The 17,537-nt window shown below is 42.6% G+C and carries 15 protein-coding genes; all 15 read left to right on the top strand.

The genetic code is table 11. The annotated features are described in order from the left end of the window. The first annotated feature begins 319 nt into the window (after positions 1 to 319). The 15 genes from D829_RS0107655 to D829_RS0107580 all read left to right on the top strand — a co-directional run bounded on the left by D829_RS0107655 (position 320) and on the right by D829_RS0107580 (position 17,528). Positions 320 to 802 carry a MarR family transcriptional regulator gene (locus D829_RS0107655; protein WP_017688279.1) on the top strand — a complete coding sequence of 161 codons (483 nt, stop codon included), beginning with the start codon at positions 320 to 322 and terminating at the stop codon, positions 800 to 802. A 20-nt stretch (positions 803 to 822) separates the two neighbouring features. Beyond that, complete coding sequence (locus D829_RS0107650; protein WP_017688278.1) at positions 823 to 1,398, top strand: nitroreductase; 576 nt, start codon at positions 823 to 825, stop codon at positions 1,396 to 1,398. Positions 1,399 to 1,415: 17 nt separating this feature from the next. Next, positions 1,416 to 1,901 carry a nitroreductase family protein gene (locus D829_RS0107645; RefSeq protein ID WP_017688277.1) on the top strand — a complete coding sequence of 162 codons (486 nt, stop codon included), beginning with the start codon at positions 1,416 to 1,418 and terminating at the stop codon, positions 1,899 to 1,901. 417 nt (positions 1,902 to 2,318) lie between these two features. Continuing rightward, a complete protein-coding gene (locus D829_RS0107640) occupies positions 2,319 to 3,185 on the top strand; it encodes a sugar ABC transporter permease (protein WP_017688276.1) in 867 nt (288 codons plus the stop codon). A 17-nt stretch (positions 3,186 to 3,202) separates the two neighbouring features. Further along, on the top strand, positions 3,203 to 4,081 hold the full coding sequence (locus D829_RS0107635) for a carbohydrate ABC transporter permease (protein ID WP_026081062.1): 879 nt from the start codon (positions 3,203 to 3,205) through the stop codon (positions 4,079 to 4,081). A gap of 36 nt (positions 4,082 to 4,117) precedes the next feature. After that, positions 4,118 to 5,275: a biotin/lipoyl-binding protein gene (locus D829_RS0107630; RefSeq protein ID WP_017688274.1), complete on the top strand. Its 1,158-nt coding sequence runs from the start codon at positions 4,118 to 4,120 to the stop codon at positions 5,273 to 5,275. 40 nt (positions 5,276 to 5,315) lie between these two features. Then, positions 5,316 to 6,647, top strand: a complete 1,332-nt coding sequence (locus D829_RS0107625; protein ID WP_017688273.1) for an ABC transporter substrate-binding protein — start codon at positions 5,316 to 5,318, stop codon at positions 6,645 to 6,647. Positions 6,648 to 6,741: 94 nt separating this feature from the next. Next, entirely contained in the window at positions 6,742 to 9,654 is a 2,913-nt protein-coding gene (locus D829_RS0107620) for a hypothetical protein (RefSeq protein ID WP_017688272.1), read from the top strand. An 829-nt stretch (positions 9,655 to 10,483) separates the two neighbouring features. Next, positions 10,484 to 10,642 (top strand): hypothetical protein, encoded by a 159-nt coding sequence (locus D829_RS33650; RefSeq protein ID WP_017688270.1) that lies wholly within the window; start codon positions 10,484 to 10,486, stop codon positions 10,640 to 10,642. 364 nt (positions 10,643 to 11,006) lie between these two features. Further along, a complete protein-coding gene (locus D829_RS0107605; RefSeq protein WP_017688269.1) occupies positions 11,007 to 11,981 on the top strand; it encodes a phosphotransferase in 975 nt (324 codons plus the stop codon). Positions 11,982 to 12,013: 32 nt separating this feature from the next. Next, on the top strand, positions 12,014 to 12,259 hold the full coding sequence (locus D829_RS32840; protein WP_081594955.1) for a hypothetical protein: 246 nt from the start codon (positions 12,014 to 12,016) through the stop codon (positions 12,257 to 12,259). A 384-nt stretch (positions 12,260 to 12,643) separates the two neighbouring features. Next, on the top strand, positions 12,644 to 13,207 hold the full coding sequence (locus D829_RS0107600; protein WP_017688268.1) for a GNAT family N-acetyltransferase: 564 nt from the start codon (positions 12,644 to 12,646) through the stop codon (positions 13,205 to 13,207). 96 nt (positions 13,208 to 13,303) lie between these two features. Then, the gene (locus D829_RS0107595; protein ID WP_026081060.1) at positions 13,304 to 13,879 is read left to right on the top strand and encodes a TetR/AcrR family transcriptional regulator; all 576 of its coding nucleotides are present in this window, start codon (positions 13,304 to 13,306) and stop codon (positions 13,877 to 13,879) included. Between the two features lie 205 nt (positions 13,880 to 14,084). Further along, on the top strand, positions 14,085 to 15,125 hold the full coding sequence (locus D829_RS0107590; protein WP_017688266.1) for an NADH:flavin oxidoreductase: 1,041 nt from the start codon (positions 14,085 to 14,087) through the stop codon (positions 15,123 to 15,125). A gap of 471 nt (positions 15,126 to 15,596) precedes the next feature. Then, positions 15,597 to 17,528 (top strand): fructose-bisphosphatase class III, encoded by a 1,932-nt coding sequence (locus D829_RS0107580; protein ID WP_017688264.1) that lies wholly within the window; start codon positions 15,597 to 15,599, stop codon positions 17,526 to 17,528. Positions 17,529 to 17,537 lie beyond the last annotated feature (9 nt).

Here is a 17,537-nt window from a genome sequence, read left to right as displayed (position 1 = left end):
ACATTGTTCAATTCAAGTCGCTATTATAGCGGCTTTTTTCTTTTAACGAGAGGAATCAATCATATATTATATTTTTTCCTTCTTCACTCGTGATCGGCTGCTTTTGTTTAACTAACGAGCAGGTTAAAAGATAATCCGTTCAAGGCAGGTCTCCGTCCTGGATTATAGAGTAATGTTGTACTGCCAGAGTATATAGTTGATAAGCATTATCATTCATGATATATTGTTAACCAGTAAACTAAATATAAGAATTTATTTAGAATAATCCTATTTTTTAAGTTATATTTTTGTTTATAAGTAAATAAGGAGCGATCAAAGAATGATCTCAAAAGATCGAACAAAACAGTTGCTTTATGACCAATTTATCCGTTTTTTACATGTGTATGAGAACCACAAGGATACAGAAATCGAGCATTTCCTAAGTATCGCCCAGCGTGAAAGCATCGAGAAAATCCCTCAGCATTTGACCGCGGTTCATATGATAGATTGCATAGGCAAGCATGAGCCTATTAACAACACGGGTATTGCCGAGGCGATGAATTTGTCCAAAGCAAGTATCACCAAAATTGGCAACAAACTGCTGGAGGAAGGATTCGTCAAACGCACGAAAATGAACGACAACAAAAAGGAGAGCTATTTCCGGTTGTCACCGCAAGGCAAAAAAATCTTTGAACTGCATGAACGTCTGCATATACATGAGGCTGAGCGCTTCTATCGTACTCTCGACAAATATTCGGAAACGGAGCTAAAAGTAATCCATCAATTTCTTCAAGACAGCAGTATAAATATTGAATCCAGATAGAACAAAGGAGAGTGAAGCATATGAGTCTGGCGGAATTGATCAGGGAGCGCAGGAGTATTCGTAAATGTAACTCTACGCCGGTGGACCAGGAGTTGGTTGTTGAACTACTGCGTAAGGCTATACGGCTTCAACCATTTGTTGAGTCTGGCTTATGGCGTGTAGTATATGCCGGAACTCCAGAAGCACGCAAACGGTTGGTGGACTGCATGCTGGAACAGATGTCACAAAGCAAGCTCGGCAAGCTGATTCCAGGGAAACTTCTGGATGTTTTTAAAAAGAGATTTACCGATATTCCTGCGCACGTCATTGTTATGTCGACTGTAGGACCGAATCGTCTGACCAATGACCGTAATTATGCGGCTGCCTGTGGGGTGATGCAGAGCTTCCAACTGTTGGGCTGGGAACGAGGGTTAGGAATGTTGTGGGATACAGAGTCCATGATTCAGCATGAAGGGTTCTTCAATGAAATTGGCTTACGTGAGGATGAAAGATTTGTTGGTATTCTTCATATAGGGTATTACGACAAAGCGCCAAGAAGTCGGAAAAGGACACCAGCCGAGCAGAAGTGGACCGTATTGCGAGGACAGTCCACATAGAAGAGGAGGATATGAAAATGAAATTGTCAGATCTGGAAGGAGACATGGACGGTCCGAGTCAGTTTTTGGATCGACCGGTACCACAGGATCTAATCCTTGAATTGCTCAATCATGCCGTATGGGCGCCAAATGATGGCCTCCGAGAACCGTGGCGATTTATCTTTGCTGATAACCGGTATGGGGACATCATGCAGGGATTACAGGAGCCTGCCCCTGCATATCTTCTGGTCTTGGTGAAGGAAGAGGCGGATCAATATAAGCGGGAAGAGGACTTTGCAGCTGTCTGCTGCCTAATTCAGAATTTCCGCTTGCTGGCTCATGAGCAAAGTCTGGGTGTTCGCTGTACCTTGCATGACTGGATGTACGACCCGAGCCGTACTGAAATGTTTGGTGTGCTGAGTAACGAGCGCATTGCTGCGGTTCTGGAATTGGGATACGGTGCAAATCAGTGGAAAGGAAATACGGAGTTACCTGAGACTCAACTTCATTTTGAACTGCTGTAGGGGCGGAGACGATGGGTTGGGGATTCGTAGTACATGATGCGAAAGTCACGGAATCGGAAAGACTTTAACAGTGATAACAACTAAAGATGAAGTGTCGCCTGCTAGAAAGTTAAAAGAACCTCAGATCGGTTAACCCGGCTGAGGTTTTTTCTGTATCATTAATTGAAAAAAAGTAAAGTGATGTCGCGGGACAAGAACTTCTACCAATTGCCGATTAGGCGTATCTAATCGTTATTTTTCCCTTTAATTCGTTAAGCTGTTCACGAAACCGCAAAATCAGTAAGAAACTTTAGAATTTTTTAATATCTTACCACTATTTTCTTAAACACTCTTTTCTAAAATGAGTGGAAAGGGAGGCAAAACAGGAAACAGAATGAAAGACTAAAGTTAACAGTGAAAGGATGAATCTAGAAAACCATGAAAAAATGGCTCCGTAAGGATGCTTCGGCGGCCATGTTCTTCCTTGTGCCAAGCGGCATCGGATTTGCACTCTTTTACCTTATCCCGTTTGCCATGGGCGTGTATTATTCGTTTATGAGCCATTCGGTAGACGGTCATTTTGTGGGGCTCGATAATTATCGCGAGCTGCTCGGAAGTGCTTCTTTTCTCAAAGCAGCCTCCAACACGTTATACTTCAGCACGATCAGTGTTCCACTTATGATCATGCTGTCATTGGGGCTCGCGATGCTTCTACATAAAAATGTCTACATCCAAAAATGGCTTCGAACAGCTTATGTGATGCCGCTTGTTGTGCCCACCGCCTCGATCATCATGATTTGGCAGATCCTGTTTGATTGGAACGGGTCCCTTAACGCCTGGATGGATAGTTTCGGATACGAACGGGTGGATTGGATGAAATCCGAATCGGCACGTATAGTCGTGATTATGGTCTATATATGGAAGAACATAGGCTACAACGTTATTTTATTCCTTGCCGGGCTTCAGCAAATACCGAAGGATTACTACGAAACGGCTCGTATTGAAGGTGCTGGTCGTTTACGGCAATTTCGGAGTGTTACACTGGTTTATCTGACTTCAACGATGTTTTTTGTAGTGATTATGTCCATTATTAACTCATTTAAAGTGTTTCGGGAAACGTATCTGATTGCAGGCGAATATCCCCATGACAGTATTTACATGATGCAGCACTATATGAATAATATGTTCATATCACTCGACATTCAGAAACTAACCGCAGCGGCATCCTTGATGTTTGTCAGTATACTGCTGATCGTTCTAGCTCTGTTTGCGATGGAGCGTCGGCATCGACAGTACATGGAATAGGAGGTGAAGCAAAGTCTGTGCGAATAGTCTACATATTGAAAAATGGTGTATTAACATTCATCCTGAGTGTTATTGCCTTGATCTTAATATCACCTATTGTGATTATATTCACAAATTCGATGATGACAGAACAGGAAATTGGGATCAATTATGGCCTCATCGGGCAAATGAATGAAACAGCCGCAGGTAGAGAGGGTACATTTGCAAACCTAAAACTGATTCCGGATAAAGTGTCCTTTGCACAATATGGGAAGGTATTTATCGACAACCCGAAATATCTGATGATGTTCTGGAATTCCGTGTTCATGGTCGTACCGATTATTGTAGGTCAGACTCTTGTTGCGGCTCTGGCTGCCTATGCATTCTCCAAGCTAAAATTTCGCGGCAGGGACTCTATGTTTTTGGTATATGTCATGACGATGCTCATGCCATTCCAAGTCACGCTGGTACCCAATTACATTATGGTCGATATGCTTGGGATGCTGAATAGTACAAGTGCCATCATTGTTCCTGGTATATTCGCAGCTTTTGGCGTGTTTATGCTCAGACAATTCATGCTGGACATTCCCTACGCCTATATTGAAGCTGCCAAAATGGACGGAGCAGGACATTTAAGGATATTTATTACGATGATTGTTCCGATGATCAAGCCAGGATTAGCCGCACTTGTGATTTTGCTCTTCGTTGATTATTGGAACATGGTGGAACAGCCTCTTATTTTTTTAGACGACCCGTTCAAGCAGCCGCTGTCCGTCTTTTTATCCACGATTAATCAAAGCGACAAGGGTATTGCTTTTGCTGCATCCATGCTCTATATGGCCCCGATGGTGATGGTATTTCTGTATGCGGAGTCGTATTTCATTGAGGGTATTCAATTATCCGGAGTTAAAGGTTAACTTTTCAGTGCTGGTTTTGGGAGGAGAAGAAAGGATATGGAGTTAAATACAGGGGCTACTGAGCAAAGACGAAAGCGAATCATGCTAGTCGTGTTCATAAGCTTTATGGGATTGCTGCTGGTCTTCACATTGTTCAGCAATACGCTGCAATCGCTGACCTTACCGAAAGTGACTACGGAGCAGCCGAAAATGGGAGACATCCAGTTAGTTATTGAAGGTAGCGGAATCCTTCAGCCGATCGCTGAAGCCAAGTTATCCGGTTCAACCGAGCGGAAGACTCAGCAGATTTTTGTGAAAGAAGGCGATCGTGTAAAGAAAGGACAGAAGCTTATCACCTATGATAGTCAATCGACAAAACAAGAAATTGAACTTGAAGTAACAAATCTGGATAAGCAGAAGATCGAGCAGCAGAATCTTCAGGACCAGTTCATCCAATCGTCCCTCGAAGAAGATGAACTTAAGCTGCGCAGTGCACAACGTGAAATTGAAAAAGGCAAACTTGATATTGCTGCGCAGGAGCGCAAGATCAACGAAATGAGAGAACAACTGTCCAAAGATCAGGTACTGACCGCTCCGTTCGACGGTATTATAACGAAGTTGAACGCGGTAGAAGGACTGGCTTCCGTAGGCGAACCGGATATCATTCTCTCGAACAGCGGGAAAGGGTACAAGTTCGAGGTTAATGCGGATGCAAAGCGTATGTCCAGGTTAGGGATATCCATCGGAGAGCGGATCAAGGTAGAGGTAGACACAGATCAAGAGCGGCAAGCCAACAGCATGGACGGCATCATTAAAGAAATCATTAATGCGGAGCCACTTATAGAGGGAGCATCTGATGAAGGAGCGGGGATGGTAACTATCCCGCAAAAGATCCTTCGTATTAAGCTCCTCGATGCCGAACTGAAGGGAGGTGAGCAGGCTCGGATTAAAATCGAGAAAAGTTCTCTCGATCAAGGGCTGCTTGTTTCCAATGAAGCTATTCATCAGGACCGGGAAGGCACTTATGTTTTTGTAGTTGAGGAGAAGCCGGGGGCACTCGGTAATGTATTTGTTGTTCGCAAAGTCAAGATTGAGTCCAGCGAGAAGAATGACAAAGAAACGATGATCCAAACCGACAGCATCTATACAGAGGATAAGATCATTCTGAAAAGTAGCGAGCCTCTGCAAGATGGCGACCGTATCCGTTTGGAATAGTGAGACGTAATAATAAGAAGAGTTCAGGAGGAATTTTACAATGAAAAAATGGCTTTTGCTCCTTTCTATGGGGGCTATTATCACGAGTTTAACCGCATGCAGTTCCGGGCGAATTAGTACAGCGGATAAGGTGACATCCAAAGATGGAAAAACAGTCCTTACCCTGTCTGTGACAGAGTCGACCCCATTCTATCAAACGGTGGAGAAAAAATTCGAAGAGAAATACCCGGACATCGATCTGCAGATCAATGCATATAAGACGGGAGAACAATGGGGATCAGGGGAATACGAGAAGTATCGGAATTCTATGAATACAGCCATGTTATCGGGAAAAAGCATGGATATCATTGAAGTTGATGACCTCCCATTCAAAGAATATGTGAGCAAAGGTTTTCTTCTCGACATGAACGACTTGCTCAATAAAGATCAGACATTGGATAAAGACGATTTGCAAATGAATATTTTGGACGGTTTGAAGGTGAAAGATGGAATGTATACCGTACCTTTGGGGTACATGTTACGAGCATTTGTAGGAGATGGGGACATGCTGAACAACGCTAATGTTAAGTTTGATGATAAGACCTGGAACTGGAAAGAGTTTGAGAAGGTTTCAAAGGAAGTAATCCAAAAGAAAAGCGGTACCGATGAGCTTTATGCGTTAGCGTCCTACCCGCCGGAACTCCTCTTTCAGGAGATGGTTGTTGAGAACTACCCTGCATTTGTCGATCCTTCGGCCAAAAAGGCAACATTCGATTCTACCGAATTTGTGAATCTGTTCGAGCAGGTTAAACAAATGTATGAGGAAAAGATTGTGACATCGGAAGAAGCAAAGCCGGGCAATCAAATGTTCAATTCCACGTCAATTACGTCGCCAATTGATTTTATCGAAGGTCCCTACATGCTTTTTGATCAACCCAAGCTGCTACAATCACCGCAGGCGGGAGACACCGGAGATCGCAAAGGCTCACGAGTATCTACTATAAAACAGTTCGCAATCCATGCCAAATCGCCCGTAAAGGATGAAGCCTGGAAGTTCATCAGCTTCTTATTGTCGGAAGAAGTGCAAATGTTACAAGATCGAGAAGGATTCTCGATGCTTAAATCCGTGAATGAAAAGAAAATTGATGATCTTCAAGAAAAAGTTAAAAATGGCGAATACAAGCTTCCAAATGGGGAGATGGCAAAAGTATCGGATGAACAGTTCGCCGTGTTTAAACAAATGGTTCAATCCGCCGATCAGTATGTAGATCTGGATGTTAAAGTGTTAAGTATTGTCGGAGAAGAGTCCGTTGCATTCTTTAGCGGACAGAAAACTGCAGAGGAAGTAGCCAAACTGATCCAAAACCGGGTCACAACTTATCTAAACGAATAGGTAAATGGCTGGAAGCAGCCTGCATTCGTGCGCTGCTTCCAGCTTCACAGAATGAAAAGCGGGCAAATGTCTTTTTATACAGGGAGGTAGATTCATGTATAGGCCGAAAAAAACAGTTGTGACAATACTTCTCAGTGCCACCGTGTTGGGTCATTTCATGGCCCTTGACGTGTACGGGGCATCCACGGCTGATCACCTCGTTTCCAAATCTGCTGTAGCCGCGTCTGGTCTGACATTAGATCAACTGGGCTCCGTTTCGTTGAAGCAGAGCGTCCATGTAAAGCTGACGGGGACGGATGTTTTTACTCAGCCAGGTGGAAATATCTTCGTATATACGCTTCGTTACAGTAACAGCAGCGGCAATAGGATGGATCTTATCGATTATTTTTCCAAGATTTCTACGCCGAGTGGTACGACTATAAAAGGAAAAGCAGTGACCCGTGATGCTGATAAACGAACGGTGCCTGCGAACAGCAGCCTGTCTGTGACGTACTATGCAAACATTGGAAACTCGACAAAGGTCAACGGGATCAAAATTTCCATGTTCGGATGGGATTTTAACAGCGCAAATTATCAGAAAAAGCTGGGACAATTCACGATTCCTGCTCAGTACTCATCTATAATTCCGATAGGTAAGAGTAAAAAGATCACAATAAATAATCTTCCTGTCACAGCCAAGGTGGATACCTTGCAGAGGTATAAAATTAATGGAAAAGTGTATGTTCAATTGGGACTCAGGCTCTCGAACGGAGGAACCAAGATGCTAAGTGACCCTGGATATAAAGCATATCTAAGGTCAGCGGGCGGTTCAACATATGAGCTTGTACCCGATTCAGCCAGCTCCGGCTACAAACTTCAGTCTCAGGAGAGCAGAGTCATCAGTTATTGGGCTGAGATACCCTCCACGATGAAGACACATGGTATGACTCTGCAGCTTGCGCAGGAAGACGAAGTGTTGAAGATCCAGCTCCCAGTGCAGTCGTTCAGCCTTCCTGCTGTAGCTCCGGATGTTGCTGTAGTGAATGGCAAAAGCGCCAAGATCATGATGAAACAGCAGCCAGTCACGGTCAAGGCGGAACGTATGCAGCGAATGAATCACAATGGAAAAGTATACATGAGAGTGGCCGTTCAATTTGCAAACGGGAGCAAGAAGGTACTAAGCGATCCCCGATATAAAGCACAACTGAAATCGGCCGGGGGCTCAGTATTCGATCTTGTGCCTGAGGATGATACAGGGAGCAGTTTTAGGATTCAGCCAGGACAGAAACGAACGATATATTATTTGGCAGAGGTTCCAACCAACCTTAAAACAGAACCAATGACGATGCAATTTACGCAAGAAGACGAAACGTTGAACATGATGCTACCGGTAAAAACCTTCAAGCTGCCAGCCGTTACCGCTGATATGTCTGTGCCAGATTATGGCATCAGAAAAATTGCGGTGAACTATCAAACGATTGAAACGCAGCTGAAATATGCTTCTGTATATACTGAGAACAATACTGGCAAATGGAATATTCAATTCCGCATTAAAAATCTCGGTGAAAAATCCGTGAAGCTGCCAGCTTATGAGCTTTCTATCTATACGGATGAAGGCTACAGCATTCCGGTGAATGCCAAGGCAATTGGCAATGTTACGCTGAAGCCGATGGAGGAGAAGCTTATTGATCTGGATGTAGATGTGCCATTGCACATGAAACAGAATACGCTGCAGCTGGAATTGACGGAGCCTGCTACGGAAGGGAAAATTAGCTTCCCGACGGCCCTTTATAAAATTCCATATGCTCAAGAAGGCAAAAGCCATCCGGGCTTAGAAAATATCATCGAGAATAGTCACGGGACGTTTGGCGTGAAGCTTAGCTCATATCAGCGGCTGCCATGGGGAGATAAAGATCAGATCGTAGCCCTAATCAGCATTCGTAATACCAAAACGACAACCATGCAACTGCCTGTGCTCAAAGCAGCAATAAATGCTGGAATGCGGGATCTCAGTAGTACGAGCCAAATCGTGGTACAGGATAACCAAACAACCCTGGCGCCCAATGAAACCGTGGAACTCTATGTCCTTGCCAACATACCGTATTCGTATCATTTCAATCAATTACGAATTGAGCTCCAGGAAACAGTAGGCGAAAACGTTACTAAATTTCTGTCGTTGAACTTCAACCCGTTCAACAACGCTATGAGCCTGATTCCTGCAGGCGACGCTTATCCCATTCATACTCCGGGCAAGAAAGCAGAAGTCCGTGAACGCTTGACCACCATTTACCATGACTCTAAGTCCAATCTAATGTACACCGAATTGGAAATGACCAACCAGGAAAAACGGCAATCCAAGCAGTCACAGTTAGTGGCTTACTACAAAACACCAGATAACGAGTATTTTGAGGCAGAGGTCAGCCAATCGTCCGACAAGACCAGTCCGAAAGGAAAAAACCTGGTGACGGTCTGGAGCAAGCTTCCACTAAATGTGAATACTTCGCAGCTTGAACTGTATGTCGGAGAAGGGGTTGCGAATGGAAAGATGGCAGATGTGGGGGAAGAACTCACGGGCTCTATTAATACCATTCGTTTAGCACTTAGCCCTAGAGTTGTACAACCAGCAACAAATCTGCAACATGTGGAATTGTTTCCGTATCAGCTTAACATTACAAGAGGTGAAGGAACGCTTAGCGCAGGGAAAGATATGCTTAATATCGTTATTTATTATGATCTCTTAAGGAATGGAGATTATGAGACAGGTTCTACTGACCATAAGCTCATTATGGAAGTCATTGACCCGAGCGGGAAATCCATAGAGAAGATATTAACACTTGGTACCGATTTAACCGTTGGCAACAATAAATCATACTTCATGAACTTGAATAGCAACTTAAGCAAAATCATAAATAGTGGGACAGTTCGAATCAATCTGTATGATGAGTTCCAAGGACGGAGAATGTTGCTCGGAAGTCAAGTCTATCCATTCATATATGAAGAGCAGGCCAATAAACCAGATAGCGAATAAAGATAATAATACACAAGCTGTTGGAGGACAACATCTCTGAAGATATAATACTATATTTTCGGAGATGTTTTTTGTCGCTGGTTTATTGGAAAGCTTATTATATTTCGGGGGAATGTTTGCATTGCCCGTGCTCTTATGGACGGAAAATGTTAATCGTACGGAGTATTTTAACCTTCTTCTTCACATGTATTTTTGCATAAGTGGCGTAATGGCTGGGGTAACGAGTGCAAAAGTGTTGGAATCAAACAAAATGAAGTATACATCTAATCCGACTTATGCGGATAATCCCAACCAAATTTATGCGAGCTACGCTATTTTATCGGTATACGACATTTTTCTTCTATCAAGGGCTTGCAATGACTCTGGTTGCGGTACTCTTTAAATTCTCAATTACTCATGCATTGCTGATTGTGGGAATGATGACTTTTTGGCGAGTGATATGTGAATTTTTACATTTGGCATTATTTAAATGGAAAGGCATTATTCTTGTACAGAAAACATGGGCTACGAGTTTGAGCATGTTGCTGGCACTGACTTTTGCTTACCTTCCCTTCACAAAACTGAAGCTTCCTCTATTTGGATCTGTGATATTTGATCAACCGGGGCTTTTGATACTGATATCGTTGTCTGGGGTTATCAGTGGGTATGTTTTGTTAAAACATACGGATTTCACATCTGCCAATCCATATTTCTTCTATATATATTACTTATTTTCTGGGCACTAGCAGCCTGGTCTTCAGGTACGCCAATCCAATTTCAACTTATAAGTCTCGCTCCCGCTGCTTCAGGTATTGTACTTAGTTTGCATAGCGCGATTGGACAAGTTGGAATGGCTGCCGGAGCTGGTATCGGGGGTATTGCTGTCAACCACAGTTTGTTGAACTACATTCCATGGATTGGTGTGCTTGCCCTCGTGATTGGCATCGTAACAACGTTGCTTGATAACTCTCTATCTAAAAGAAAACAAACGAAACAATCTTTGCAATAAATAACCAATTGTATCATCTTCGTTTTGATACATGCCTCTTAACGATATACAAATAGCTGTATTCAATTTCTTCTCGTTCAACCTAATGGGAAATATCACCTCTATAACAACAAGAAAGCAACTGACCCATGTGATCAGCTGCTTTAGACAGGGCGGAGGACAGTATCGTAAACGAAGAAGGTCGATTAAACTAACGGGAAACAATAGTTCCATAAAACCAAAAGAGGCCGCCAATCGACAGGATCGGCGGCTTTATTCGACTATCGGGCAGTAAAGTTTAGTTATAATCAACTTTTATCACCATAAAATAAAGTTCACTTGGTAAAATTGTGAAGTAAAAATCACATTAACTGGAGTGGATCCTATGTTTTCTGAAGAAGATTATGCGAAGGTGGCGAAAGAAGCTTTACATCAATACCCAATCTATTGGGAAAAACTTGTGTATCTCGGAAAGAGTGATAATGTTACATTTCAAGTTCAGACCAACGATGATCATCAAAAGTTTCTTATCAAAATCCATATCTCAACGATTTCCATTCAATCAAAAGGGAATATCGCATCAGAGCTTATTTGGCTTGAAGCTTTGGTTAAAGATACAAATCTCGTCGTACCTTTACCTGTTAGAAATCTTCAAGGTGATCTGGTAACAGAAATCTCAACTGATCTTAGCGAAAATACAATCATGGTGACTATTCATCATTGGATTCATGGAAGCGTACTTCAAAGAGAGCCAACAAGTAATGAAACTGAAAATTTAGCTCTCTTAATGGCGGCTCTACATAAACATTCTATGCAGTGGAATGCACCTGAAGGCTTTAATAGACCAATATACAATTCTAATCATTTATATTCATCACTTAATCAATTAAAACGGTTAGTAAATTTAGAGCTTATCTCAAGTGAAGTGTTTGTTCATGTGGAAGAGTCAGCACATAAAATAGCAAATGTGATACAAAATCATAAACGTTTGCCAAGTAACTGGGGAATTATTCATTCTGACCTTCATGAGAGTAACTATGTATTTTATGACGATACTCCTCGACCTATAGATTTTTCGAATTGTGGCTATGGATTTTATTTATTTGATATGGCTGAAACATTTTTGCATCTTTCATCTGATAATAGGAAAGTATTTATTTCATCGTATAGCAAAGTAAATCAACTGGAAGAGAATTGTGTCGGGTTATTAGAAGCATTTTTTATTTGGTCAATAATTAGGACTTTCGCATTCCATTCTCTAAATCCAAATGAACAACAATCCTTAGCGGCAAATTTTCCATCAGTTATTGAAAACTATTTTAGGAAATATCTTAAAGGAGAAATTTTTTTGTTAAACTAAGGGGCAGGAATACAATAAATGGAGGGGTAGGATTGAACAAGTATGTGTTACATATAGTTGCAAGTGTAATTTGCATATTGTTACCTGCTGTTGGTCTCTTATATGTTTTGTGGGATAGCCACCAACCCAAAATAGGACCTGTAGGAGACGGAAAACCGAATTATCCTTCAATATCTCAATGGATATCTATTGGCTCTTCTTTTATTATTGGAGTAGTTAATTTACCTCTTTCCATAATTCGATATAGACAAAAGGCTAAAGAAGATATTAAAAGTTAATGCTTGTTGCGCTAACGTAGAAATTATAATTGAATAAACGACGAAAATGAAGCTGCCTGTGTTGGACCGGCAGCTTTCATTACGTTAATGGGCAGGGTAGATGAATTTTGTGAATATACGCCAGGTATACGAACGATAAAACATAAGTTTAACTTTTAAGATTAAAGACATGCTACAGTCTTCAGTATTCGCAGAATTCGTCAAAGGAAGTATGATCGAAGAATAAAGAGGTCGAACCCGTCCGAATTTTATGGCTATCAGCCCTTCGATGGTGAAGTTCCTTCATGTACAAGATACGATCATAATCCATTAAACCGGAAGGAATATCTCTTACATGTCTTGAATTCGGTGTAAGCTGATAAAGCGAAGTTGGAGGCGAATGAGATGCTGGAATTAGAGTTTACTACTATAGAGGAGTGGGATGAAGCATCGTGGGCGCGGATGGAGCGAATCTATCATGAGGCTTTTCAAAGCGGCGCTAAGACAAAAGCGATTCTGCGCAGTATGCTGGACCGCAAGATTGGTTATTTACACACGGGCGTGCATCATGGAGAAGTGGTTGCGATGGCTGTTACCGGACTGGAGGGGAAGGCTGCGGACCGCATCCTGATCATCGATTACCTTGCGGTTGAACAGAAGCTGCGTGGGTGGGGCATAGGGACCTGGATGCTAGAGCAGCTCAGAGCCTGGGCGTTAAGGGAACACCAGATCAAAGGTATGATTATCGAGGCGGAGTTCGGGACAACGGAGGCTCATCAGGAACGCATTCAGTTCTGGCAACGCAACGGGTTCATCCTAACCTCCTATGTCCATCAATATAGAATGGTGCCAGAGCCGTATCAGGCAATGATGCTGCCACTGGATACAAGTACGCATGTGCCTGATGATGGTGAAGCACTGTTTCGTTATATCAATGCTTTTCACAAGGTTGCTTACCGGAAGAGTTAGACCGTATTCAATGGACCTGCAGAAAATTACCGTAGAGATTAGGATGTAAAATGATCAGTTCTTGACTATATGGTCAATAACTGATACATTAATCCCATGAGCAGACCAAGAGAATTTGATGTCGATCGTGTATTACACCAGTCTATGGAAGTGTTCTGGAATCAAGGCTTCAAAGCAACTTCTTATGAGGACCTTACGCGTACTACAGGAGTCAAAAAGCAAAGTTTGTACTGTGTTTTTAAAGACAAGCGATCGTTGTTCCTGAAGGCGCTGGCACTTTACCGTGAACAGGTTATAGCGAAACTGAAAGAGATTGAAGCCCTGGACTCGTCTCCCGTTGATAAACTGGATACCTTACGATATTCCCTTTTAGACGATGAAACTAGCTGCCAAGGGTGTCTAATTGTGAATGCATCACTCGAATTCGGAACAGATGACGAGCAGGTCACACGCGAAGCTGCGCTCATGGCAGAAGAGATTCAACTGGTATTAGAGAAGATCATAAGTAGTGGCCAGAATCAACAGTTAATTTCCAACCGGTATACGAGTATAGAGCTTGCATCTTATCTAAATAACACCATTCTTGGTGTGAGAGTTATGGAGAAATCAGGTTCATCCCGTGAACAGATCGAGACGGTTCTGCGCACTTCATTTGGCATGATCATGTCTTGATCTTTTTTTTGTGAAATTCTTGACTACAAAGTCAAAAATAATTGAAGGCGGATTAATACACCACGAAACCTTGAAGGAGGTGGGGCTTTTCGATAAAAATCGTGTATTGATTCATTTGGAAATAACGTCTAGCTGTTAACCAGGCTGGTTGCTGTTTAACATCTCCTAGGTCAATTTATATAAAACGAAATATGTGGAGGTTATTATGAATTATTCTCAATCCGTAGAAGCATTGTTCCAACCTGTAGAGTTAGGTCACTTGAAGTTATCCAATCGGATCGTGATGGCGCCGATGACGCGTCAATTTTCTCCGGACGGTATCCCGGGTTCGAATGTTGCGGGCTATTACCGCCGCAGAGCAGAGAACGCAGTGGGGCTTATTGTGACAGAAGGGACAATAATTAATCATCCGGATGCATCCAATCAAGCCAATGTGCCGCACTTTTATGGCGAAGCTGCAATGAATGGTTGGGCACATGTTGTATCTGAAGTACATGAAGCTGGCGGTCGAATTATTCCACAGATCTGGCATATGGGAGCCAAAGGTCATGTTAATGATTATTCGGAAGCTGAGATTGCTACAATCGTTCAGGAATTCGCACAAGCAGCCTCAGAAGCGAAACGCGTTGGGTTCGATGGTGTTGAAATCCATGGAGCACACGGCTATCTGATCGACCAATTCCTGTATGAGAAAACCAACTCTCGTACGGATCGTTACGGTGGAGATATGATGGCTCGCACACGTTTTGCAGTTGAAGTGATTGAGGCTTGCCGTGAAGTAGTGGGACCGGAATTCCCGATTGTACTGCGTTTATCTCAGTGGAAGACAGATGATTATCAGGCTAAATTGGCTGAAACACCGGAATTACTGGAGCAGCTTCTCGCACCGTTGGTTCAAGCTGGAGTCGATATCTTCCACTGTTCCACACGCCGTTTCTGGGAGCCGGAATTCGAAGGGTCTGATCTGAATTTTGCTGGATGGACCAAAAAACTGACCGGTAAACCGACAATCACTGTTGGATCTATTGGTCTTGATGGTGACTTTACAAGTCTGTTCACAGAAGGTAAAGGCGCAACTAACGTCGGTATCGATGGATTGGTACAACGACTTCAGAATGATGAGTTTGATCTGGTTGCTGTAGGGCGTGCTCTTCTAGTCGACCCTGAATGGGTTAAGAAAATTCAAGAAGGACGTACTGGTGATCTGGTTCCATTTACAAGAGAGGCGATGACCGTACTTACTTAATTGCAGTTATAATCATTAAGAATATGTATTAATCAAACACACCTTCAAGAGAATGAAACCTTGTCGTAAGATAGGGAGATCATCCTGGAGGTGTTTTTGTAATAGCAACCAGAGTGAGTTATCCGGTGGAATTAAAGATGAAAGCCATAGAAATGAGACTGGCAGAGGTACCGGTATCGAAATGGAGAATTGCACCGCTTAGAGCAACCCGATATGTCGAGGGACAAGAACATGGTCCCATTAAAAGTCGCTATTTTAGCGTTTTTTTTATTTTATAACTACAGACAAATTTCATTCAAATCCATTCAATGAAATTTGTTCATATATGATGAACTGGAGTATGATGAGGGAAGGCAATGCTGATAATCACTATAAAGATCAATGCCAAGTATAGAGTGAAATTTTATATAGGTCTAAAGCTTTTGGACCCGGCTATACAACACCATACTACCTTGAAGGGGGACATCTGTTTTGGATGAGCAGTTTCTAGATTTATTGGCCGAGAAGTATGATACGGAAGAAAAAATCATAACAGAGATCATCAACCTTGAAGCGATCTCCAATCTCCCGAAGGGAACCGAGCATTTTGTCAGTGATTTGCATGGGGAGTTCCAGGCTTTTCAGCACGTACTACGAAACGGTTCGGGTACCGTCAAAGAGAAAATCAAAGAATTATTCCGGGAGGTTTGGACGGATCAAGAAATCAATGATTTTGCGGCGTTGGTTTATTACCCGGAAGAAAAAATACAGCTGGTTATAGGGGAACTGAGCAATAAACAGGCTTTGAACCAGTGGTATAGATTAACAATTGAACACATGCTTAAGCTTATTTCTTATGCCTCTTCCAAGTATACACGCTCGAAATTGCGTAAAGCTCTGCCAGAGCAATATGTATATATTGTAGAAGAGCTTCTATACAAGACGGATTCGACCAACAATAAGGATCCTTATTACGAGGAAATATATCGGCAAATTATATCCTTGGGCCAGGCGGACAATCTCATTATCGGCCTTGCTTATACGACACAGCGCCTGGTGGTTGACCATCTTCATGTGGTTGGAGATATCTATGACCGGGGGCCGTACCCCGATAAAATTATGGATACGCTGATCAACTACCATTCTGTAGACATACAGTGGGGGAACCATGATGTCCTCTGGATCGGAGCCTACGCAGGTTCTCTGGTCTGCCTTGCGAATATTATTCGAATCTGCGCCAGATACGATAATCTGGACATCATTGAAGATGTATACGGAATCAATCTGCGCCCACTGCTAAACCTCGCGGAGAAATATTATGAAGACAATCCGTCCTTCAGACCTAAGTTACAGGCTGGACATAATGTATCGGAGCAGGAAATTCTGCAGATCACTAAAATTCACCAAGCCATTGCCATGATTCAGTTTAAACTTGAAAGCCCGATTATCAAGAGACGCCCATACTTTAATATGTCTGAAAGACTTTTGCTGGAGCAGATTGATTACGACAACAATGAAATTAACATCTGCGGTAAAACGTACCTGTTGGAAAACACCTGTTTCGCAACCGTAAATCCGCAGAAGCCTGAACAATTGCTGGAGGAAGAACGCCAGGTGATGGAAAAGCTGCTGTTCTCCGTTCAGCATTCCGAAAAGATGGCCAGACATATGAATTTTCTCATGAAAAAGGGTAGCCTTTATTTAAAATACAACGGGAATTTGTTAATCCACGGCTGTATTCCTTTGGATGAAGAAGGAAATATGGAAGAAATGCAGATTGAAGACAAGACATATGCGGGCCGTCAATTGCTCGATGTTTTTGAAGATAACTTACGTTACGCCTTTGCGCATCCGGAAGAGACAGAAGATCTGGCGACGGATATGGTATGGTACATCTGGACAGGGGAATGCTCCTCGCTCTTTGGAAAGAGAGAAATGACCACTTTTGAACGGTATTTTATCCAAGATAAAGAAGCACATAAGGAGAGAAAGAATCCGTACTACCATTTACGTGAAAATGAAGAGACCTGTCGAAAAATCTTACAGGAGTTTGATTTGAATCCCGATCATGGACATGTCATTAACGGCCACACGCCAGTCAAAGAAATTAGCGGAGAGAGCCCAGTTAAAGCAAACGGAAAAATGATCGTGATTGACGGAGGTTTTTCCAAAGCCTATCAATCCACAACGGGCATTGCCGGATATACCTTGTTGTACAATTCCTTTGGCATGCAGCTCGTTGCCCATAAGAAATTTAACTCAAAAGAAGATGTGTTATGTAACGGAACGGACGTGTTATCTCTAAAAAGATTGGTGGACAAAGAACTGGCGCGGAAACTGGTGAGGGAAACCAATGTCGGGGAACAGCTGTTGCAGAAAATTTCAAATTTGAAGGATCTATTAGACTATCGCTACATGAAATGAAACGATTGC

This window comes from Paenibacillus sp. PAMC 26794 (assembly GCF_000316035.1).
Taxonomy (GTDB): Bacteria; Bacillota; Bacilli; order Paenibacillales; family Paenibacillaceae; genus Paenibacillus.
The sequence above is the reverse complement of the archived record's forward strand: the minus strand, read 5'-3'. Positions and strand labels throughout refer to the sequence as shown.